Origin of the sequence: Amycolatopsis samaneae (genome assembly GCF_039541975.1) — a bacterium.
Classification (GTDB): Bacteria; Actinomycetota; Actinomycetes; order Mycobacteriales; family Pseudonocardiaceae; genus Amycolatopsis; species Amycolatopsis samaneae.
This window is the reverse complement of sequence record NZ_BAABHG010000004.1, coordinates 537,053-555,525: the sequence shown is the minus strand read 5'-3', so window position 1 is coordinate 555,525 and position 18,473 is coordinate 537,053. Positions and strand designations below refer to the sequence as shown.

The following is an 18,473-nucleotide window of genomic DNA, read 5'->3' as shown; positions in this document are numbered from 1 at the left end:
ATCCCGGTGACGTGCGGCATTACACTGGCGTGTCGAACCGACCAGGGAGCCGTGTGGTGAGCGAGACCGAGACCCCGACCGAGAAGACCGAGCAGCAGGAGAACCCGCACGCCAAGGTGGTGCTGACCGCCGCCAACGCGATGACCAAGGCCTCCGTGACGCTGGTCCCGCCGGTCATCGTCGTCTGCGTCGTGCTGTTCACGATCCTCAACGGCCTTCCCGGCCTGTTCGGGTCGCTGGTCGGCGGCGTCATCGCGTTCCTGTCCGCACTGGCCACGCTCGGCATGATGCGGTTCAGCGCCGGCCTCGACCCGATGTTCGTGATGGTGACCGCGCTCGGTGGCTACGTCATCAAGGTGGCCGTCCTCTTCGGAGCGATGTCGCTCCTGCGTGGCGTGTCCGCCCTGCACCCGCTCTCGCTCGGGATCACCATGATCGTGGCCGTACTGGTGGCCGCCGCGGTGGAGTTCAACGCCTACCGCAAGACCAAGATCCCGACCATCATCCCGGCCTGAGCGCCCTCGCCGGGACGTCGGTCCCGGCCGGTTCGGGACCTAGGTCCTCGGCCGAACGGCTGGACCGCAACCGGTTAGGAGTACGCCTGTACGGCACTCCTTGACCGGCTGATAAGGTCCGCGTCATAGGCGGCGACCCTGCGTCGCACGCCTCCTCAGACGAACCGCGATCAGCAGCGTGGCGACCGTATGGCTCGTTCCGTCTCCGCTGGTAGGTACCCGTTTGCGGAAGCGTTCACCTGGTATTCCGGTGTGTGCGTAGCGTGAGACCACGTTCACCACACAGTGGGGTAGCCGCCTCTAACGTCCCGACACGTGTCGGGTACGTTAAGTCCAGATCGTGACGATTCCCCCGGCGGAGTGAACGCCGGCCGGGAGAACCGGAAGGAGCCCAGTGGGCGCGCTGGTACTGGCCGAGGGTGCGACATTCGAGCCCCCCGGTGTCAAGGACTTCAACCTGCCTGCCATTTTCGGCTCGGGCTATTGGGGCAGCGTCACCAAGCCGATGCTGATGGTCGTGCTGTCGGTGGTCATCATCGCGGCCTTCTTCCTCCTGGCGACGCGCAATCTCAAGACGGTGCCCGGCAAGGGGCAGTTCTTCGCCGAGGGCATCTACAACTTCGGCCGCAACAACATCGCGCGGGACCAGATCGGGTCGAAGGACTTCCAGAAGTTCGTCCCCCTCATCTTCTCGCTGTTCGTCTTCGTCCTGGTGAACAACATCTACGGGATCATCCCCGTGTTCCAGTTCCCGACGATGGCGAGGATCGGCTTCCCGATCGCGTTGTCCGTGCTCGTGGTCTACCCGGTCTACCACTACGTCGGTTTCAAGCGCCACGGCTTCAAGGGTTACCTCAGGAAGGAACTCGCGCCGCCGGGTGTGCCGGGCTTCGTGCTGCCGCTGTACGCGCTCATCGAGTTCGCGGAGAAGTTCTTCCTCAACCCGCTCACGCTCGCGATCCGAGTTTTCGCCGCCATGTTCGCGGGACACCTCATCATCATGGTGTTCACGCTCGGCGGCAGCTTCCTGCTGACGGAGGCGAGTGGCGGACTCAAGCCGGTTTCCGCGTTGGCGTTCGTCTTCGCCATCCTGATGACCTTCCTCGAGGCCTTCATCCAGGTGCTGCAGGCCTACATCTTCGCGACACTGACCGCGAGCTACATCGGCGCCGCGCTGGCGTCGGAGCACTGAGAAAACCAGAAGCCCCCGATCCGCGTGAGTCGCGCGGACCGAGTTTGAAGGGAAATGCAAGTGACCACTGAGGTTCTCGCCCAGGCCGCCGGCAACATCAACCCGGGCCTCGCCGCCATTGGTTACGGCCTCGGCGCCATCGGCCCCGGTATCGGTGTCGGTCTGATCTTCGCCGCCGTCATCAACGGCACCGCCCGTCAGCCGGAGGCCCAGGGCAAGCTGCAGACGATCGGTTACTCGACCTTCGTGCTGACCGAGGTGCTGGCGCTGATCGGTATCGTCATCTACTTCATCGCCTCCGCTGCCTGAGTTCGTTCGCTCATCGCTTAAGGAGACGTTGTGCTGAAGACTGAATTGGTGCTGGCGGAGGGTGACGCGCCGCTTCCGGTTCTCCCGCACATTCCCGAGCTCATCCTCGGCTTCGTCGCGTTCATCCTGCTGCTGTGGGTCATGAAGAAGTACGTCGTGCCCCGCTTCGAAGCGGCTTACGAGGAACGTGCGCAGAAGATCGAAGGTGGCATCGAGAAGGCGGAGAAGGCCCAGGCCGAGGCCGAAGAGGCGCTCGCGCAGTACAAGGCGCAGCTGGCCGAAGCCCGGTCCGAGGCCGCGAAGATCCGCGACGACGCCCGGCTCGAAGCCGAGCAGATCAAGGCGGAGCTGCGTGCCGAGGCCGAGGCCGAGTCCCAGCGCATCGTCGCTGCCGGGCAGGCTCAGCTGCAGGCCCAGAAGGCGCAGATCGTCGCCGAACTGCGTGCCGACATGGGCCGCAACGCCGTCGAGCTGGCCGGCCGCATCGTCGGTGAGTCGCTCGAGGACGAGGCGCGCCGTCGCGGCACCGTCGACCGGTTCCTCGCGGAACTGGAAACCGCTGGTGCCACTAACGGAGCGGGGAAGTAGACCAGGATGACGCTGCATGCTGCGAGCCGTGAAGCGCTCGGCCTCGCCGAGGAACGCCTCGGCGAGGTTCTGGCCGCCGCCGACGCGGCAGTGTCCCGCACGGTCGGCGAAGAGCTGCTTTCGGTCGTCGACCTGCTGGACACCGAGATCGGCCTCCGCCGGGTGGTGAGCGACGCCTCGGCCGCGCCCGAGGCCCGCACCGGACTGGTGCGCCGGCTGTTCGAGGGCAAGCTGGGCGACCCGGCGCTGAAGGTGCTCGACGTTGTGGCAGGCAGCCGCTGGTCCAGCCCCCGGCAGCTGGTCGACGGGCTCGAGTCGCTCGGCTACTCGGCGCTGCTGACCGCGGCGGAGAAGGCCGGGAACGTCGACACCGTCGAGTCCCAGCTGTTCCAGGTGGCGCGCGTCGTCGCCGGCTCCCCGGAGCTGGAGGCCGCGCTGTCGGACCTGGCCGGTCCCGCCGACGCCAAGCGGACCCTCGTGCGCGGGTTGTTCGCAGGCAAGGTCGACCCGGTCGTCGAGACGCTGGTCGAGCAGGTCGTCCACCGCGCCAAGGGGCGTGGGGTCGGCAACGGGCTCGACAAACTCGTCAAGCTGGCCGCGGAACGCCGCGAACGCTCGGTCGCGTACGTGACCAGCGCGAGCGCGCTGTCCGACGAGCAGACCGCCCAGCTGGGCACGAAGCTCAACGACCTCTACGGGCGGCGTATCGCCCTGCACGTCGAAGTGAACCCGGCCCTCGGCGGCGGTCTCGTCGTCCGAGTCGGTGACGAGGTCATCGACGGCAGCACCGCGGGCCAGCTGGCCTCGCTGCGCCGGCGCCTCGCACGGGCGTGACCCCGGCGTCACACAAGACTTTGCACACTGGCAAGAACGAAGCGAGAGCGGGAAAGACATGGCCGAGCTGACGATCTCCTCGGATGAGATCCGTAGCGCGATCGAGAACTACGTCTCGAGTTACGCCCCGGACGTGAGCCGGGAAGAAGTTGGCATCGTGGCGGACGCCGGTGACGGTATCGCCCACGTCGAGGGTCTGCCCTCGGCCATGGCCAACGAGCTGCTCGAGTTCCCCGGCGGCGTCCTGGGCGTCGCACTGAACCTGGACGCGCGTGAGATCGGTGCCGCGATCCTCGGTGACTTCGAGAGCATCGAAGAGGGCCAGCAGGTCAAGCGGACCGGGCAGGTCCTGTCCGTGCCGGTCGGCGACGGCTACCTCGGCCGCGTCGTGAACCCGCTCGGCCAGGCGATCGACGGTCTCGGCGAGATCGAGACCTCCACCCGCCGTCCGCTGGAGGTCAAGGCCGCTTCGGTGGTCGAGCGCCAGCCGGTGGCCGAGCCGATGCAGACCGGTATCACCGCGATCGACGCGATGACCCCGATCGGCCGCGGCCAGCGCCAGCTGATCATCGGTGACCGCAAGACCGGCAAGACCGCGGTCGCGGTGGACACGATCATCAACCAGAAGGCGAACTGGGAGACCGGCGACCCGCAGAAGCAGGTGCGCTGCATCTACGTCGCGGTCGGCCAGAAGGGCTCCACCATCGCCGCGGTGAAGAAGTCCCTCGAGGACGCGGGCGCGATGGAGTACACCACCATCGTCGCCGCCCCGGCCTCGGACTCCGCGGGCTTCAAGTGGATCGCCCCCTACACCGGCTCGGCCATCGGCCAGCACTGGATGTACGAGGGCAAGCACGTCCTCATCGTGTTCGACGACCTGACCAAGCAGGCCGACGCCTACCGCGCGATCTCGCTGCTGCTGCGCCGCCCGCCGGGCCGTGAGGCGTTCCCCGGCGACGTCTTCTACTTGCACTCCCGTCTGCTGGAGCGCTGCGCGAAGCTGTCGGACGAGCTGGGCGCGGGTTCGCTGACCGGGCTGCCGATCATCGAGACCAAGGCGAACGACGTGTCGGCCTACATCCCGACCAACGTCATCTCGATCACCGACGGTCAGTGCTTCTTCCAGTCGGACCTGTTCAACGCCGGTCAGCGCCCGGCCATCGACGTGGGTATCTCGGTTTCCCGCGTGGGTGGTGCCGCGCAGGTCAAGGCGCTGAAGGACGTTTCGGGTTCGCTCCGTATCGACCTGTCGCAGTACCGCGAGCTGGAGGCGTTCGCCGCCTTCGCCTCGGACCTCGACGACGCGTCGAAGGCGCAGCTGGAGCGCGGTGTCCGGCTGTACGAGGTGCTCAAGCAGCCGCAGTACTCGCCGATCCCGGTCGAGGAGCAGGTCGCCACGGTGTACCTCGGCACGAACGGGCACTTCGACTCGGTGCCCACCGAGGACGTCCGCCGGTTCAACCACGAGTTCCTCGACTCCGCGCGCCGCAAGCACGCCGAGGTCCTCGGCTCGATCCGGGACACCGGCAAGTTCTCGGACGAGGCCCGCGAGGGTCTGATCAACGCGGTGAACGAGTTCAAGAAGGAATTCACCACGACCGACGGCAGCAGCGTGGTCGAGGTCGCCGACGCGATGGACGCCGACAAGGTCGGGCAGGAGACCGTCAAGGTCAACAAGCCCGCGCCGAAGAAGTAAGCGGGTAGCTGATGGCCGCACAACTCCGGGAACTCCGGTCGCGCATCAAGGCGACCAAGTCGATCGGCAAGATCACCAAGGCGATGGAGCTCATCGCCACCGCGCGCATCACCAAGGCGCGCGCGAAGGTCGCCGCTTCCCGGCCGTACGCGGACGAGATCACCAAGGTGCTCTCGGCGCTGGCCGGTGCGGCGTCCAACCTGGACCACCCGCTGCTCGTCGAGCGGCCGAACCCGAAGCGCGTCGCGGTGCTCGTGGTGACCAGTGACAAGGGTCAGTGCGGTGGCTACAACGCCAACGTGCTGCGTGCCACCGAGGAACTGCTGACGCTGCTGCGTGAACAGGGTAAGGAAGCCCAGGTCTACGTGACCGGTAACAAGGGGCTGAGCTACTACCGGTTCCGCGGTCGCGAGGTGACCGCCAGCTGGACGGGCTTCTCCGACCAGCCGGGCTACGCCAGCGCGGCGGAGGCCGGGGAGACGCTGGTCGAGTCGTTCCTCGCCGGAGCGGACGACGCGAGCGGCAACGCCGACGGTGTCACCGGTGTCGACGAGATCCACGTGGTCTACACCGAGTTCGTCTCGATGCTGACGCAGAAGCCGGTCGCCAAGCGGGTCGCCCCGCTGGAGGTCGAGTACTCCGAGGGTGAGCAGGAGACGCCCGCCGGGCTGCTGCCCAGCTACGAGTTCGAGCCGAGCGCCGACAAGCTGCTGGCCGCGTTGCTGCCGAAGTACATCAACACGCGGATCTTCGCGGCGTTGCTGGAATCGGCGGCCTCCGAGCTGGCCGCGCGACGGACCGCGATGAAGGCCGCGTCGGACAACGCGAACGAACTGGTGAACACGCTGACGCGGGAGGCGAACCAGGCCCGCCAGGCGCAGATCACCCAGGAGATCTCCGAAATCGTCGGTGGCGCGAACGCGCTGACCGCAGCAGGAAGTGATGACTGATGACCAGTACTGAAACCCCGCGTGCCAAGGGGCGCATCGTGTCGGTGACCGGGCCGGTCGTCGATGTCGAGTTCCCGCGCGGTTCCGTTCCCGACCAGTTCAACGCGCTCAAGGTCGACATCGAGTTCGAGCAGCTGCGCAAGACGGTGACCCTCGAGGTCGCCAGCCACCTCGGTGACAACCTCGTCCGGACGATCTCCCTGCAGCCGCAGGACGGTCTGGTCCGCGGCGCCGAGGTCACCGACACCGGCAAGCCGATCACCGTCCCGGTGGGCGACAAGGTCAAGGGCCACGTCTACAACGCGCTGGGCGAGTGCCTCGACGAGCCGGGCTACGGCGACGACCTGGAGCGCTGGGGCATCCACCGCAACCCGCCTTCCTTCGACCAGCTCGAAGGCAAGACGACGATGCTGGAGACCGGCCTCAAGGTCGTCGACCTGCTGACCCCGTACGTCGAGGGTGGCAAGATCGGCCTGTTCGGCGGTGCCGGCGTCGGCAAGACGGTGCTCATCAAGGAGATGATCACCCGTGTCGCCCGGAACTTCGGTGGTACCTCGGTGTTCGCCGGTGTCGGCGAGCGCACCCGTGAGGGCAACGACCTCTTCCTGGAGATGTCCGAGGACGGCGTCATCAACGACACCGCCCTCGTGTTCGGGCAGATGGACGAGCCGCCGGGCACGCGTATGCGCGTCGCGCTCTCCGCGCTGACCATGGCGGAGTACTTCCGCGACGTCCAGAACCAGGACGTGCTGCTGTTCATCGACAACATCTTCCGGTTCACCCAGGCCGGTTCCGAGGTCTCGACCCTGCTGGGCCGCATGCCTTCGGCCGTGGGTTACCAGCCGACGCTGGCCGACGAGATGGGGCAGCTGCAGGAGCGGATCACCTCGACCCGTGGCCGGTCGATCACCTCGATGCAGGCGATCTACGTCCCCGCGGACGACTACACCGACCCGGCCCCGGCGACGACGTTCGCCCACCTGGACGCCACCACCGAGCTTTCGCGTGGCGTGTTCCAGAAGGGCATCTTCCCGGCGGTGGACCCGCTGGCGTCGACCTCGACGATCCTCGACCCGGCCATCGTCGGTGAGGACCACTACCGGGTCGCCTCCGAGGTCATCCGGATCCTGCAGAAGTACAAGGAGCTGCAGGACATCATCGCGATCCTTGGTATGGACGAGCTCTCGGAAGAGGACAAGCTGACCGTTCAGCGCGCACGCCGCATCGAGCGGTTCCTGTCGCAGAACATGCTGGTCGCCGAGGCGTTCACGCAGATCCCGGGCTCGACGGTGCCGCTGGCCGAGACCATCGAGTCCTTCGACCGGATCACCAAGGGTGACTTCGACCACTACCCGGAGCAGGCGTTCCTGGGTATCGGTGGTCTGGAGGACCTGGAGAAGAAGTACAAGGAAATCACCAAGAAGTGATTCCCGCGGGGCGGGCGGGGTCGATGTCCATTGTGGACTCACGACCCCGCCCGACTCGTAACCGGACCTGTTGCTATTACACTCGGTGGTAACGCCCGAACTGAAGGAGTCCTACGTGGCTGAGATGTCCGTCGAGCTGGTGGCCGTAGAGCGCCGTCTCTGGTCGGGTACCGCCACTTTCGTGGTGGCCCAGACCACCGAGGGCGAGATCGGCATCATGGCTGGTCACGAGCCTGTGCTCGGCCAGCTCGTCGAGGGTGGCGTCGTCAAGGTGACGACCACCGACGGCGAAACGGTGTGCGCCGCGGTCCACGGGGGTTTCCTCTCCGTCACCGCTACCGGCGTCAGCGTCCTCGCGGAGAGCGCCGAGCTTTCCGACGAGATCGACGTGAGCGCGGCGAAGGCGGCGTTGACCGCGGAGGACGAGACAGCGCGGGCCAGGGCATCGGCCCAGCTGCGCGCGGCCGGTCAATCGGTCTGATACGAGCGACAGGGGCCGCGCCGTGGAAATCACCTTGGTGGTGCTGGGGCTCCTGATCGTGCTTGTGGTCGTCGTCGCCTGGTACGGGTGGCGATGGGTCCGGATGCGCCGCGGCGGTGGCGTGAGCGTCGCGCTGCGGTGGCGTCCGGACAACGAGCGGTCCGGCTGGCATCTGGGGCTCGGCCGCTACGAGGGCGACGAATTCGTCTGGTTCCGGGTCTGGAGTCTCCGCACCGGCCCGGACCGCGTCTTCCAGCGCGAAAGCATGCAGATCGCCGACCGTCGCGATCCGTCCGGCACCGAGGCCTACGCCGTCCCCGACGGGTCCACCGTCCTGCGCTGTGAGTCCGCCACGCAGGAGGCGATCGAGATCGCCATGGGCCCCGGCGCCCTGACCGGCTTCCTCTCCTGGCTCGAATCGGCCCCGCCCGGCCGCCGCCTCCCCCGCGCCTCCTGATCACGCGAGATCTCCGCTCAATCACGCGAGTTACGCGCCTGATCACGCGAGATCTCCCCCTGATCACGCGAACCGACCGATGCTGGCGGCATTTCCGCCGCGCCACGCCGTCCGCGTTCGGGGCTACTCTCGTCATATGGAAGACATCGAGCGTCAGCAGGGCTGGTCGAAGCTTCCCGAACCGGTCCGGCTTGAGGACATCATCACGACGAAGCCCGTCGAGCCGGGCCTGGACTCCACGCCGGACGTCGACCTTGAGCGGTACTGGGCGGCCCAGGAGCAGGGCTAGGGCGTCCGTTAGGGCGAACTCGCGTGATTAGAGGCGTAACTCGCGTGATCAGGCGGAGAACTCGCGTGGTCAGGAGGGGGCGCCGCCGGGCTGCCAGAGGACGTCGCCCTCCGGGTTGGCCAGCCGGGCGAGGATGAACAGCAGGTCCGACAGGCGGTTCAGGTACTTCGCGGCGATGGGGTTCGTCGTGTCCGGCTCGGCTTCCAGCAGGGTCCACGCGGAGCGTTCGGCGCGGCGGGAGACCGTGCGGGCCTGGTGCAGGAACGCGGCGCCGGGGGTGCCACCGGGCAGGATGAACGAGGTCAGCTTCGGCAGCCGCTCGTTGAACTCGTCGCACCAGCCTTCGAGGCGTTCGAGGTACTTTTCGGTGATCCGCAGCGGTTCGTACGGCGGGTTCTCCTGGATCGGCAGGCACAGGTCGGCGCCGACGTCGAACAGGTCGTTCTGCACCGTGCGGAGCACGTCGGCGATCTCCGGCGTGAGGCCGCCGAGCGCGATCGCGAGCCCGATGACGGAGTTCGCCTCGTCGGTGTCGGCGTAGGCACCCAGCCGGGCCGAGGTCTTGGGGACGCGCGAACCGTCGCCCAGCGCCGTCGTCCCGTTGTCGCCGACCTTCGTGTACACGCGGTTGATGCGAACGACCATGCACCCGACCTTACCGGCCCGGCGTAAGGCACTGGGTCGCTGAAAAGCGGGACTGGGCGAGAGGGCATGATTGGCGGCCATGAGCGAGCACTTCGACGTGCGTGGTGGAGCCCGGCTGGTCGGCGAGGTCGACGTGGTCGGCGCCAAGAACAGCGTCCTCAAGCTGATGGCCGCGGCGCTGCTGGCCGAGGGCACCACCACGATCACGAACTGTCCGCAGATCCTGGACGTCCCGCTGATGGGCGATGTGCTGCGCAGTGTCGGCTGCGAGGTCGTCATCGACGGCGACACGGCGAAGATCACCACCCCGGCGGAGCTGTCCCACCGCGCGGACTCCGCGGCGATGGGCAAGCTGCGCGCGTCGGTGTGCGTGCTCGGGCCGCTGGTCGGCCGCCTCAAGCAGGCCGTCGTCGCGCTGCCGGGCGGTGACGCGATCGGCTCGCGTCCGCTGGACATGCACCAGAGCGGCCTGCGCAAGCTGGGCGCGACGAGCACGATCGAACACGGCTGTGTGGTCGCGAAGGCCGACGGCCTCTACGGCGCGCAGATCTGGCTGGACTTCCCGAGCGTCGGCGCCACCGAGAACATCCTCATGGCGGCCGTGCTCGCCGAGGGCACCACCATCATCGACAACGCCGCGCGCGAGCCCGAGATCGCCGACATCTGCACGATGCTCACCGAGATGGGCGCGAAGATCGAGGGCGCCGGCACCTCGACGCTCACCGTGCACGGCGTCGAGAAGCTGCACCCGACCGAGCACCGGGTGATCGGCGACCGGATCGTCGGCGCCACCTGGGCGTTCGCCGCCTCGATGACCCGGGGCGACCTGACCGTGCGCGGGGTCAACCCGCATCACCTCGACCTCGTGCTGGACAAGCTGCGGCTGGCCGGCGCCGAGGTCACCACGTTCGACGACAAGGGTTTCCGCGTCGTCCAGCCCGAGCGTCCGAAGGCCGTCGACTGGGTGACGCTGCCGTACCCGGGCTTCGCCACCGACCTGCAGCCGTTCGCGGTGGCGCTCTCGGCGGTGTCCGAAGGCACGTCGATGATCACCGAGAACGTCTACGAGGCGCGGTTCCGGTTCATCGAGGAGATGATCCGGCTCTCCGGCGACGCCCGTACCGACGGCCACCACGCCGTGGTCCGCGGCGTCGACCGGCTCTCCAGCGCGCCGGTGTGGGCCTCGGACATCCGCGCGGGCGCCGGGCTGGTGCTGGCCGGGCTGTGCGCGGACGGCGTCACCGAAGTCTGGGACGTGTTCCACATCGACCGCGGCTACCCGCACTTCGTGGAGAACCTCAACCGCCTCGGCGCCCGCATCGACCGCGTCAGCGGCGAACCCGAGCGTTCCTAGCCTCCACAACGGCGTGTTTCTGCCGGAGAGACTGACCGCAGCGGCTTACGAGGAGCTGCCTGAAGAAGTCTGCCGGGATATCGAGGTGGTGGACGGCGCGATTGTCGTGAACCCGGCTCCGCGCCGCCCACACCAGAAGATCATCCGGCGTCTTTCGTATGCGCTGGAAGCTGCTTGCGGTCCGGAGCTCGCCGTCGAGTTCGACGTCGATCTCCGGCTCCGTGACGTGCCCCTGCTCAATCGACGCCCCGATCTGGTGATCTACGAGTCGTCCTTGGACGCCGACGCGGTGCTCCGCCCGGAACACTGCAGGCTCGTTGTCGAGGTGATGTCGCCCGGCTCGGTCACGGCGGACCAGACCGACAAACCGGCCGAGTACGCGGCCGCCAGGATTCCGTATTTCTGGCGGGTCGAGAACGAGACAGATGACGTCCGCGGGCTGACGGTGTTCTGCTATCAGCTCGACCCGACGACCAGGACGTACGCGTCCGCGGGAATCCACAAGCGGAAGCTCGCGGTGTCCGAACCGTTCGATTTTGCCCTCGACCTGGCAGAGTTGCTCTGAACCGCGGTCAGACCTTCGCGTTCAGCGCGCGCAGGAACAGCTCGACCAGGCTTTCCAGGTAGTCCGGGCCCGGCGGGGCCTGGCGCACCACCAGCCGCCAGTACATCGGCGCGGCGAGCACGTCGAGCGCCATCTCCAGGTCGGTGTCCTCGGGCAGTTCGCCGCGGGCGATCGCGCGGTGGAACATGGCCTCGCCGCGTTCCCGGCGGGGGACGCCGATGGAGTCGCGCATGATGTCGGCCTGCGTGCTGTTCCGCGCTCCCTCGGCGATCAGGTCGGGCAGGATGCGCGAGAACCGCGGGTGAGTGATCCACTCGTGGAGCGCTTTCAGCGTCAGCAGCAGGTCGCCGCGCAGTGAGCCGGTGTCCTCGACCTCCGCGCGCGCCACGCTGAACTCCGACACCACCGCGGTGACCATGTCGTGCTTCGACGGCCACCGCCGGTACAGCGCACTCTTGCCGACACCCGCGCGCTTCGCCACGGCTTCCATCGACAACCGTCCGAAGCCGGTTTCGGCGAGCTCGTCGAGCACGGCCTCGGTGATGGCCTGGGTGACTTCCGGTTGCAGCACGGCGGCGCCGGTCGGTTTGCGGCTCATGGGGTCAGTGTAACGGGTGGACGGGACGGTACCGTCCCGTGTATGTTCGACGTCGGGACGGGTCCGTATCGTCCAAACGTCGAAGGAGTTCTCATGCGACCTCGCGAGTTGGTCGAGCATGCGCTGAAGTTGTTGCTTACCAAGGAAATGTCCGCGTTCGCCGAGTTGTGGGCGGAGGACGGCGTGCTGGAGTTCCCGTTCGCCTCGCCCGGCTACCCGAGCCGCCTCGACGGTCGCGCCGCGGTCCGCGCGTACCTGCGCGACTATCCGGACATCGTCGACCTCCGCGCGATCACCGAGCAGCGCGTCCACGAGACCACCGACCCGGAGGTGGTGATCGCCGAGTTCACGGCCGAGGGTGTCGTGGTGCGCACCGGGCGGCCCTACCGGCTGTCCTACGTCGCGGTCGTCACCGTGCGGGACGGCGAGATCCGGCACTACCGCGACTACTGGAGCCCGCTCGCCGCAGCACAGGCACTCGGCGGCGCCGACGAGCTGACGGCGGCGTTCGCGGGCGGTGGCGATGCCTGACGTGCTGGTCATCGGCGCCACCGGGACCACCGGCGGCCGCGTGCTCGCCGGGCTGCGCGAGCGCGGTGTCGCCGCCAGGGCCGCGACCCGGAAACCCGCGCGGGCAGGTCAGATCCGGTTCGACTGGGCCGATCGCGCCACCCACGCCGACGCCGTGCGCGACGTCCGGGCGGTGTACCTCGTCGCCCCGGTCGGGGTCGCCGAGCCCGGCCCGGTCGTCGAGCCGTTCCTGGCCACCGCGCGTGCCGCGGGGGTCCGCCGCGTCGTCCTGCTCGGCTCGTCCGCGGTCGCCGAGGGCGACTCGGGACTCGGCGTGCTGCCCCGGCTGGTGCGCGCGGAAATGCCGGAATGGGCGGTGCTCCGGCCGTCCTGGTTCATGCAGAACTTCACCGGCGAGCATCCGGTGGCCCAGGGCGTGCGGGACGGCGAGATCGTGACGGCCACCGGCGACGGCCGGATCGCCTTCGTCGACGCCACCGACATCGCCGCCGTCGCGGTCCGCGCGCTGACCGACGGCGAACCGCACAACACCGAGCACGTCCTCACCGGCCCGGAGGCGCTGAGTTACGCCGAAGCCGCCGAGATCGTCGCCCGGCACATCGGACGTCCGGTGCGCCACCGTGCCGTCGGCCCGGCCGAATTCACCCGGCGGCTGACGGACTCGGGCCTGCCCGCCGCGTTCGCCGCCGTGCTCGCCGCGCTGGACGAGGACATCCGGCGCGGCGCCGAAGACCGTGTCACCCCGACCGTCGAGCGGGTCACCGGAACCCCGGCCCGCTCGTTCCACACGTTCGTCAAGGAGGAGATCCGATGAAGCAGCTCATGTTCGAAAACGACCCCCAGTTCTGGTTCGAGACCGTGCGCCTGTTCAGCCACGCTTCCTACGGTGGCGCGGACTTCGGCGAGGTTCTCGCCGCGGCGTCCCAGGTGAAGCCGGGTGACTACGACAGCTGGCACGACGCCTACCTCGCGGCGGCCGACCGCCTGGCCGAGGAGGCGAAGTCCGCGCGTCCGGTGACCGAGCGGGACCTGCTGATGCGGGCCTCGACCTACTACTTCTCGGCCGGGTTCTTCCTGCACGGCAACCCGGGCGACCCGCGGATCAACCACTCCTACGACCGCAGCTCGGAGTCCTTCCACCGCGCGGTGGAGCTGCTCGGCCCGGCCGTCGAACCGGTGGAAATCCCTTACCAGGACACGGTTTTGCGCGGCTACTTCTACCGGGCGCCGGGGGAGGGCCCGAAGCCGACGCTGGTGATGCACAACGGGTTCGACGGCAGCGCCGAGGAACTCCACTACTTCGGCGCGCCGGCCGGGGTCGAGCGCGGCTACCACGTGCTGACCTTCGACGGTCCCGGGCAGCCGAGCGCGATCCGGCGCGGGCTGGTGTTCCGGCCGGACTGGGAAAACGTGGTCGGCCCGGTGCTGGACTTCCTCGCCGGGGTGCCCGGTGTCGACCAGGAGAAGATCGCGCTGCTCGGGGTGAGCCTCGGCGGCATGCTCGCGCCGCGCGCGGCGGCGTTCGAGTCCCGGCTGGCCGCGGTGGTCGCGGTGGACGGCATCTATGACGCGGCTTCGGTCCTGACGTCGTTCCTGAAGTGGGACCGCGCGGAGATCGTGCGCCGCGCCAACGCCGAGCGGGACGACGAACTCGACGCGATCCTCGCCGCGGCGAGGGAGGCGAGCCCGACCATGCGCTGGGCGTGCGACCACGGCCGGTACGTCATGGGTGCCGCGACCGACCGCGAGTTCGTCGCCAAGTACCTCCAGTACACGCTGGAGGACGGCGTCGCCGAGCGGATCACCTGCCCGGTGCTGGTCTGCGACGCGGAGGAGGACCTGTTCTTCAACGGTGACGAGGACACCCTGCCCGAGCCCAAGCGGCTCTACGAACACCTGAACGCGCCGAAGACGCTGATGACCTTCACCGCGGCGGAAGGCGCCGACGCGCACTGCCACGCGGGCGCGCAGCGGCTGGCGAGCGGGCGGATCTACGACTGGCTGGACCGCACGCTCTGACCCGGCGGCGGGGTCAGGACTCCATGGCCAGGGCGGCGCCGAACCCGATCAGCGCCGTCCCGGTCACGCCGTCGAGGGCGCGGCGGACCCGGCGCCGCTCCAGCCAGCCGCGGACGCGGTGCACGAAGAACAGCAGCACCAGCAGCCAGGCCGAGCCCAGCACCGCGACGGTGTAGGCGAGCGTCAGCGCGTCCAGCGTGGTGGTGTGGCCGGGGTCGAGGAACTGCGGCAGCACCGACAGGTAGAGCACCAGCACCTTGGGGTTGGTGATGTTGGACAGGAATCCCTCGCGCCAGCGCCGGAAGCCGCTCGCCTTCCGGCGCTGGGCCTCGGCGACGCCGGTGTAGTCGCCGCGCCACGCCCCGCGCAGCGCCTGGAAGCCGAGGAAGAGCAGGTACGCGGCGCCGAGCCACTTGAGCGTGACGAACACCGGCTGCGACTTCGCGATGACGACCCCGAGCCCGAGCGCCGCCGCGGTGCCCTGGACGGCGTTGCCCGCGAAGATCCCCGCGGTGGTGAGCAGACCGCCCTTCGCCCCGCCCGCGAGGGCGTTCTTGAGCATCACCATCGTGTCCGGCCCCGGCGCGAGCACGATCAGCACGGCGATGACCAGGTAACTGCCGTAAGCACTCCACGTCACCGGTGCACGCTAACCGCTGGGCGTCGGCGACGTCTCGCGGATTTCCGTCACACACCTCCAAACACGCGAGTTCTCCGCCCGATCACGCGAGTTCCGTGTTCAATCACGTGAGTTCCGCCGCCAGACACGCGAGACCTCGGGCGCGGGTGGCCGTCCTGGTCACCCTGACGTGTCCGATTCCACTGGGTCGGCGATGTTACTGGCCGGTACAATCGGTGGGTCGTCCACCCGGAGGTGCACCGTGCCCTATCCAACGGATCGTGAGCGGGACCGGCCATGGGTGATGCGCACCTACGCCGGGCACTCCTCGGCGGCCGCGTCCAACGAGCTCTACCGCCGCAACCTCGCCAAGGGGCAGACCGGCCTGTCGGTCGCGTTCGACCTGCCGACGCAGACCGGCTACGACCCGGACCACCAGCTCGCGCGCGGTGAGGTCGGCAAGGTCGGCGTCCCGGTCTCGCACCTGGGGGACATGCGGCGGCTCTTCGACGGCATCCCGCTCGCCGAGGCCAACACGTCGATGACCATCAACGCGCCCGCCATGTGGCTGCTGGCGCTGTACGTCTCCGTGGCGCGTGAGCAGGCCGAAGCCGAGGGACGCGACGTGGACGAGGTGCTGGCCAAGCTGGCGGGCACCACCCAGAACGACATCATCAAGGAGTACCTGTCCCGCGGGACCTACATCTTCCCGCCGGGGCCGAGCCTGCGGCTGATCACCGACATGATCGCCTGGACCGTGCACCACGTGCCGAAGTGGAACCCGATCAACATCTGCAGCTATCACCTGCAGGAGGCGGGGGCGACGCCGACGCAGGAGGTCGCCTACGCGCTGTGCACCGCCATCGCCGTCCTCGACGCGGTCCGCGACTCCGGGCAGATCGACGAGAGCGACATGGGCAGGGTCGTCTCGCGGATCTCGTTCTTCGTCAACGCCGGGGTGCGGTTCGTCGAGGAGATGTCCAAGATGCGCGCGTTCACCGCGCTCTGGGACGAGATCACCCGCGACCGCTACGGCGTCACCGATCCGAAGGCGCGGCGGCTCCGCTACGGCGTCCAGGTCAACTCGCTCGGACTGACGGAGGCGCAGCCGGAGAACAACGTCCAGCGCATCGTGCTGGAGATGCTCGCCGTGTCGCTCTCGCGCGGCGCGCGGGCCCGCGCGATCCAGTTGCCGGCGTGGAACGAGGCGCTCGGCCTGCCCCGGCCGTGGGACCAGCAGTGGGCGCTGCGGATGCAGCAGGTGCTCGCGTTTGAGACGGATCTTCTGGAGTACGAGGACATCTTCGACGGCTCGCACGTCATCCAGGCCAAGGTGGACGAGATCGTGGCCGGGGCGCGCGAGGAGATCGCACACGTCCAGGATCTCGGCGGGGCGGTCGCGGCGGTCGAGAGCGGCTACATGAAGTCGCAGCTGGTCACCTCGCTCGCGGAGTACCGCCGGGGGATGGAGAACGGCGAGCGGGTACTGGTCGGGGTCAACAGGTTCGAGACCACCGAGCCCTCGCCCTTGCAGGCCGAAGGTGCCAAGGCGATCGAGACCGTCGACCCGGCGGTGGAGAAGGCCGCGATCGCCGCGATCGAGGAATGGCGGGAGCGGCGCGACAACACCGCCGTCGAACGCGCGCTGGCGGACCTGCGGACGAAGGCCGGGACCACGGAGAACCTGTTCGAGGCCACTGTGGACTGTGCGAGGGCCGGGGTCACCACCGGCGAGTGGGCGGCCGCGCTGCGGGCGGTTTTCGGCGAGTACCGCGCGCCGACCGGGGTGTCCGCCTCGGCGGCGCCGGGCACCGGTGATCCCGGGCTGGAGCGCGTCCGCGCGCGGGTCGAGGTGACCGGGGACGAACTCGGCGAGCGGCTGCGCATCCTGGTCGGGAAACCCGGGCTGGACGGGCATTCCAACGGCGCCGAGCAGGTCGCCGTCCGGGCGCGCGACGTCGGTTTCGAGGTCGTCTACCAGGGCATCCGGCTGACCCCGGAGCAGATCGTCGCGGCCGCGGTGCAGGAGGGCGTGCACGTGGTCGGCCTGTCCGTGTTGTCGGGCTCGCACCTGGAGGTCGTGCCGAACGTCGTGGACGGGCTGCGGGCCGCGGGCGCCGGGGACATCCCGGTGATCGTCGGCGGCATCATCCCGCCGGACGACGAGCGGCTCCTGCTCGACCGGGGGATCGCGCGCGTGTTCACACCGAAGGACTACGAGCTGACCGACATCATGGACGGCATCGTGAGCCTGGTGCGGGAACGGCACGGGCTGCCCGCCTGAAATCGCGTATTCGGAAACTAACCGATATCACGACGATCGCGTTTCTAATTTTCATCACGCGAGATCAGGGTAACGGGGTGAGCCGGGCCGGACACTTTCCGTTTCCTATAGTCAATTTCCGATAACGGCCGCCGGTGATCATTCCGCTCGTCGTGCTTTGTTCCGGTGCGGCACCTACGTTCGGTTCCACCCAGAATGGATCGAAACGAGGTGCTGTCATGAAGCACGGCGAGTGGTCCCGGCGTGACTTTTTCCGCCGTTCGGCGGTGTTGGGCGCCGTCGCGATCGGCGGTCCCGTCCTGTTGTCCGCGTGCACGTCGACTTCCTCCGGGGACGCGTTGCAGGCGGCCAAGAGCGCCAAGAAGATCAAAATCGGCATCGCGAACGAGTCGCCGTACGGATTCACCGACCAGGGCGGGCGGGTCACCGGGGAGGCCCCCGAGGTCGCGCGCGCGGTGTTCAAGGCGATGGGCATCGACACCGTCGAGGCCGAAGCGGTGTCCTTCGACCAGCTGATTCCCGCGCTCAACGCGAAGAAGTACGACGTCGTCGCGGCCGGCATGAACATCACGCAGAAACGCTGCGGCCAGGCGGCTTTCTCACTGCCGGACTACTCGGCGCTGACGGCTTTGCTGGTGCCGAAGGGAAATCCCCAGCAGGTGCTGAAGTTCGAGGACATCAAGGCGAAGAAGGTCAAGGTCGCGGTGCTTTCGGCGGCGGTGGAGAAGGGCTACGCCACCGACTCCGGGGTACCCGAGGACCAGATCACCACCCTGGACAGCCAGGACAACCTGCTGCGCGCGGTCACCGACGGCCGGGTCTACTGCGCCGCGCTCACCGACATCTCGCTCAAGGACCTGTTGAAGAAGAACCCCGGCGCCGCCGCCGAGGTGACGCAGGGGTTCGACCCGGTGAAGGACGGCAAACCGGTGATCTCGGCGGGCGGTTTCGTCTTCCGCACCGGCGACGCGCCGCTGCGGGACGCCTTCAACGCCGAGCTGAAGAAGCTGCACGAGGGCGGGGAATGGGTGAAGATCGTCGCCCCGTTCGGCTTCACCGAGGCGAACCTGCCGAAGCCGGACGTGACCACCGAGAAACTGTGCGCCGCGTAGCGGGTGGT

21 protein-coding genes are annotated in these 18,473 nt (G+C 68.4%); 18 read left to right on the top strand and 3 right to left on the bottom strand.

The window, feature by feature from the left end; all coding sequences use genetic code 11:
* Positions 1 to 56: 56 nt before the first annotated feature.
* The 11 genes from ABD987_RS12750 to ABD987_RS12700 all read left to right on the top strand — a co-directional run bounded on the left by ABD987_RS12750 (position 57) and on the right by ABD987_RS12700 (position 8,738).
* Positions 57 to 515, top strand: a complete 459-nt coding sequence (locus ABD987_RS12750; RefSeq protein WP_345391118.1) for a Cg1360 family ATP-synthase-associated protein — start codon at positions 57 to 59, stop codon at positions 513 to 515.
* Between the two features lie 394 nt (positions 516 to 909).
* The gene (gene atpB / locus ABD987_RS12745; protein WP_345391116.1) at positions 910 to 1,707 is read left to right on the top strand and encodes a F0F1 ATP synthase subunit A; all 798 of its coding nucleotides are present in this window, start codon (positions 910 to 912) and stop codon (positions 1,705 to 1,707) included.
* Positions 1,708 to 1,761: 54 nt separating this feature from the next.
* Positions 1,762 to 2,016 carry an ATP F0F1 synthase subunit C gene (locus ABD987_RS12740; protein ID WP_378213951.1) on the top strand — a complete coding sequence of 85 codons (255 nt, stop codon included), beginning with the start codon at positions 1,762 to 1,764 and terminating at the stop codon, positions 2,014 to 2,016.
* Between the two features lie 30 nt (positions 2,017 to 2,046).
* Complete coding sequence (locus ABD987_RS12735) at positions 2,047 to 2,604, top strand: F0F1 ATP synthase subunit B (RefSeq protein WP_345391110.1); 558 nt, start codon at positions 2,047 to 2,049, stop codon at positions 2,602 to 2,604.
* A 6-nt stretch (positions 2,605 to 2,610) separates the two neighbouring features.
* Positions 2,611 to 3,438 carry a F0F1 ATP synthase subunit delta gene (locus ABD987_RS12730; RefSeq protein ID WP_345391107.1) on the top strand — a complete coding sequence of 276 codons (828 nt, stop codon included), beginning with the start codon at positions 2,611 to 2,613 and terminating at the stop codon, positions 3,436 to 3,438.
* A 58-nt stretch (positions 3,439 to 3,496) separates the two neighbouring features.
* The gene (atpA, locus tag ABD987_RS12725; RefSeq protein WP_345391104.1) at positions 3,497 to 5,134 is read left to right on the top strand and encodes a F0F1 ATP synthase subunit alpha; all 1,638 of its coding nucleotides are present in this window, start codon (positions 3,497 to 3,499) and stop codon (positions 5,132 to 5,134) included.
* An 11-nt stretch (positions 5,135 to 5,145) separates the two neighbouring features.
* On the top strand, positions 5,146 to 6,084 hold the full coding sequence (locus tag ABD987_RS12720) for a F0F1 ATP synthase subunit gamma (RefSeq protein WP_345391101.1): 939 nt from the start codon (positions 5,146 to 5,148) through the stop codon (positions 6,082 to 6,084).
* A complete protein-coding gene (gene atpD / locus ABD987_RS12715; protein WP_345391098.1) occupies positions 6,084 to 7,511 on the top strand; it encodes a F0F1 ATP synthase subunit beta in 1,428 nt (475 codons plus the stop codon). Before ABD987_RS12720 ends, atpD begins: the two co-directional genes overlap by 1 nt.
* Before the next feature lie 115 nt (positions 7,512 to 7,626).
* Complete coding sequence (locus ABD987_RS12710) at positions 7,627 to 7,992, top strand: F0F1 ATP synthase subunit epsilon (protein WP_345391095.1); 366 nt, start codon at positions 7,627 to 7,629, stop codon at positions 7,990 to 7,992.
* Positions 7,993 to 8,014: 22 nt separating this feature from the next.
* Positions 8,015 to 8,449, top strand: a complete 435-nt coding sequence (locus ABD987_RS12705; RefSeq protein ID WP_345391092.1) for a DUF2550 domain-containing protein — start codon at positions 8,015 to 8,017, stop codon at positions 8,447 to 8,449.
* Positions 8,450 to 8,585: 136 nt separating this feature from the next.
* Positions 8,586 to 8,738 (top strand): hypothetical protein, encoded by a 153-nt coding sequence (locus ABD987_RS12700; protein WP_345391089.1) that lies wholly within the window; start codon positions 8,586 to 8,588, stop codon positions 8,736 to 8,738.
* Positions 8,739 to 8,807: 69 nt separating this feature from the next.
* Here the strand turns inward: ABD987_RS12700 and ABD987_RS12695 are convergent, their stop codons facing one another.
* Positions 8,808 to 9,383: a cob(I)yrinic acid a,c-diamide adenosyltransferase gene (locus ABD987_RS12695; protein ID WP_345391086.1), complete on the bottom strand. Its 576-nt coding sequence runs from the start codon at positions 9,381 to 9,383 to the stop codon at positions 8,808 to 8,810.
* Between the two features lie 79 nt (positions 9,384 to 9,462).
* Between ABD987_RS12695 and murA the strand changes: the two genes are divergently transcribed.
* Both murA and ABD987_RS12685 read left to right on the top strand, forming a co-directional pair.
* Positions 9,463 to 10,737, top strand: coding sequence for a UDP-N-acetylglucosamine 1-carboxyvinyltransferase (gene murA / locus ABD987_RS12690; RefSeq protein WP_345391083.1), 1,275 nt, complete (start codon positions 9,463 to 9,465; stop codon positions 10,735 to 10,737).
* A 13-nt stretch (positions 10,738 to 10,750) separates the two neighbouring features.
* Positions 10,751 to 11,302, top strand: a complete 552-nt coding sequence (locus ABD987_RS12685; protein ID WP_345391080.1) for a Uma2 family endonuclease — start codon at positions 10,751 to 10,753, stop codon at positions 11,300 to 11,302.
* 7 nt (positions 11,303 to 11,309) lie between these two features.
* On the opposite strand, the gene ABD987_RS12680 is transcribed toward ABD987_RS12685, so the two are convergent.
* Positions 11,310 to 11,900: a TetR/AcrR family transcriptional regulator gene (locus ABD987_RS12680; RefSeq protein WP_345391077.1), complete on the bottom strand. Its 591-nt coding sequence runs from the start codon at positions 11,898 to 11,900 to the stop codon at positions 11,310 to 11,312.
* Between the two features lie 93 nt (positions 11,901 to 11,993).
* Here ABD987_RS12680 and ABD987_RS12675 point away from each other — a divergent pair, with 93 nt between their 5' ends.
* From ABD987_RS12675 to ABD987_RS12665, 3 genes are read left to right on the top strand one after another with little or no spacing between them, the layout of a single operon-like run.
* Complete coding sequence (locus ABD987_RS12675) at positions 11,994 to 12,431, top strand: nuclear transport factor 2 family protein (protein WP_345391074.1); 438 nt, start codon at positions 11,994 to 11,996, stop codon at positions 12,429 to 12,431.
* Positions 12,424 to 13,245 carry an NmrA family NAD(P)-binding protein gene (locus ABD987_RS12670; protein ID WP_345391071.1) on the top strand — a complete coding sequence of 274 codons (822 nt, stop codon included), beginning with the start codon at positions 12,424 to 12,426 and terminating at the stop codon, positions 13,243 to 13,245. The genes ABD987_RS12675 and ABD987_RS12670 overlap by 8 nt, the downstream gene beginning before the upstream one ends.
* The gene (locus ABD987_RS12665) at positions 13,242 to 14,450 is read left to right on the top strand and encodes an alpha/beta hydrolase family protein (RefSeq protein ID WP_345391068.1); all 1,209 of its coding nucleotides are present in this window, start codon (positions 13,242 to 13,244) and stop codon (positions 14,448 to 14,450) included. The genes ABD987_RS12670 and ABD987_RS12665 overlap by 4 nt, the downstream gene beginning before the upstream one ends.
* A 13-nt stretch (positions 14,451 to 14,463) precedes the next feature.
* Here the strand turns inward: ABD987_RS12665 and ABD987_RS12660 are convergent, their stop codons facing one another.
* A complete protein-coding gene (locus ABD987_RS12660) occupies positions 14,464 to 15,090 on the bottom strand; it encodes a LysE family translocator (protein ID WP_345391065.1) in 627 nt (208 codons plus the stop codon).
* A 241-nt stretch (positions 15,091 to 15,331) separates the two neighbouring features.
* Between ABD987_RS12660 and ABD987_RS12655 the strand changes: the two genes are divergently transcribed.
* Entirely contained in the window at positions 15,332 to 17,353 is a 2,022-nt protein-coding gene (locus ABD987_RS12655; RefSeq protein WP_345391062.1) for a protein meaA, read from the top strand.
* A 218-nt stretch (positions 17,354 to 17,571) separates the two neighbouring features.
* The gene (gene ehuB, locus ABD987_RS12650; protein ID WP_345391059.1) at positions 17,572 to 18,465 is read left to right on the top strand and encodes an ectoine/hydroxyectoine ABC transporter substrate-binding protein EhuB; all 894 of its coding nucleotides are present in this window, start codon (positions 17,572 to 17,574) and stop codon (positions 18,463 to 18,465) included.
* Positions 18,466 to 18,473: the final 8 nt, after the last annotated feature.

Excerpts from the sequence above, each read along its gene's own strand:
- ABD987_RS12740 (WP_378213951.1), top strand. The coding sequence starts at position 1,762 with ATGCAAGTGACCACTGAGGTTCTCGCCCAGGCCGCCGGCAACATCAAC.
- ABD987_RS12730 (WP_345391107.1), top strand. The coding sequence starts at position 2,611 with ATGACGCTGCATGCTGCGAGCCGTGAAGCGCTCGGCCTCGCCGAGGAA.
- atpA (WP_345391104.1), top strand. The coding sequence starts at position 3,497 with ATGGCCGAGCTGACGATCTCCTCGGATGAGATCCGTAGCGCGATCGAG.
- ABD987_RS12720 (WP_345391101.1), top strand. The coding sequence starts at position 5,146 with ATGGCCGCACAACTCCGGGAACTCCGGTCGCGCATCAAGGCGACCAAG.
- atpD (WP_345391098.1), top strand. The coding sequence starts at position 6,084 with ATGACCAGTACTGAAACCCCGCGTGCCAAGGGGCGCATCGTGTCGGTG.
- ABD987_RS12700 (WP_345391089.1), top strand. The coding sequence starts at position 8,586 with ATGGAAGACATCGAGCGTCAGCAGGGCTGGTCGAAGCTTCCCGAACCG.
- ABD987_RS12695 (WP_345391086.1), bottom strand. The coding sequence starts at position 9,383 with ATGGTCGTTCGCATCAACCGCGTGTACACGAAGGTCGGCGACAACGGG.
- murA (WP_345391083.1), top strand. The coding sequence starts at position 9,463 with ATGAGCGAGCACTTCGACGTGCGTGGTGGAGCCCGGCTGGTCGGCGAG.
- ABD987_RS12680 (WP_345391077.1), bottom strand. The coding sequence starts at position 11,900 with ATGAGCCGCAAACCGACCGGCGCCGCCGTGCTGCAACCGGAAGTCACC.
- ABD987_RS12675 (WP_345391074.1), top strand. The coding sequence starts at position 11,994 with ATGCGACCTCGCGAGTTGGTCGAGCATGCGCTGAAGTTGTTGCTTACC.
- ABD987_RS12670 (WP_345391071.1), top strand. The coding sequence starts at position 12,424 with ATGCCTGACGTGCTGGTCATCGGCGCCACCGGGACCACCGGCGGCCGC.
- ABD987_RS12665 (WP_345391068.1), top strand. The coding sequence starts at position 13,242 with ATGAAGCAGCTCATGTTCGAAAACGACCCCCAGTTCTGGTTCGAGACC.
- ehuB (WP_345391059.1), top strand. The coding sequence starts at position 17,572 with ATGAAGCACGGCGAGTGGTCCCGGCGTGACTTTTTCCGCCGTTCGGCG.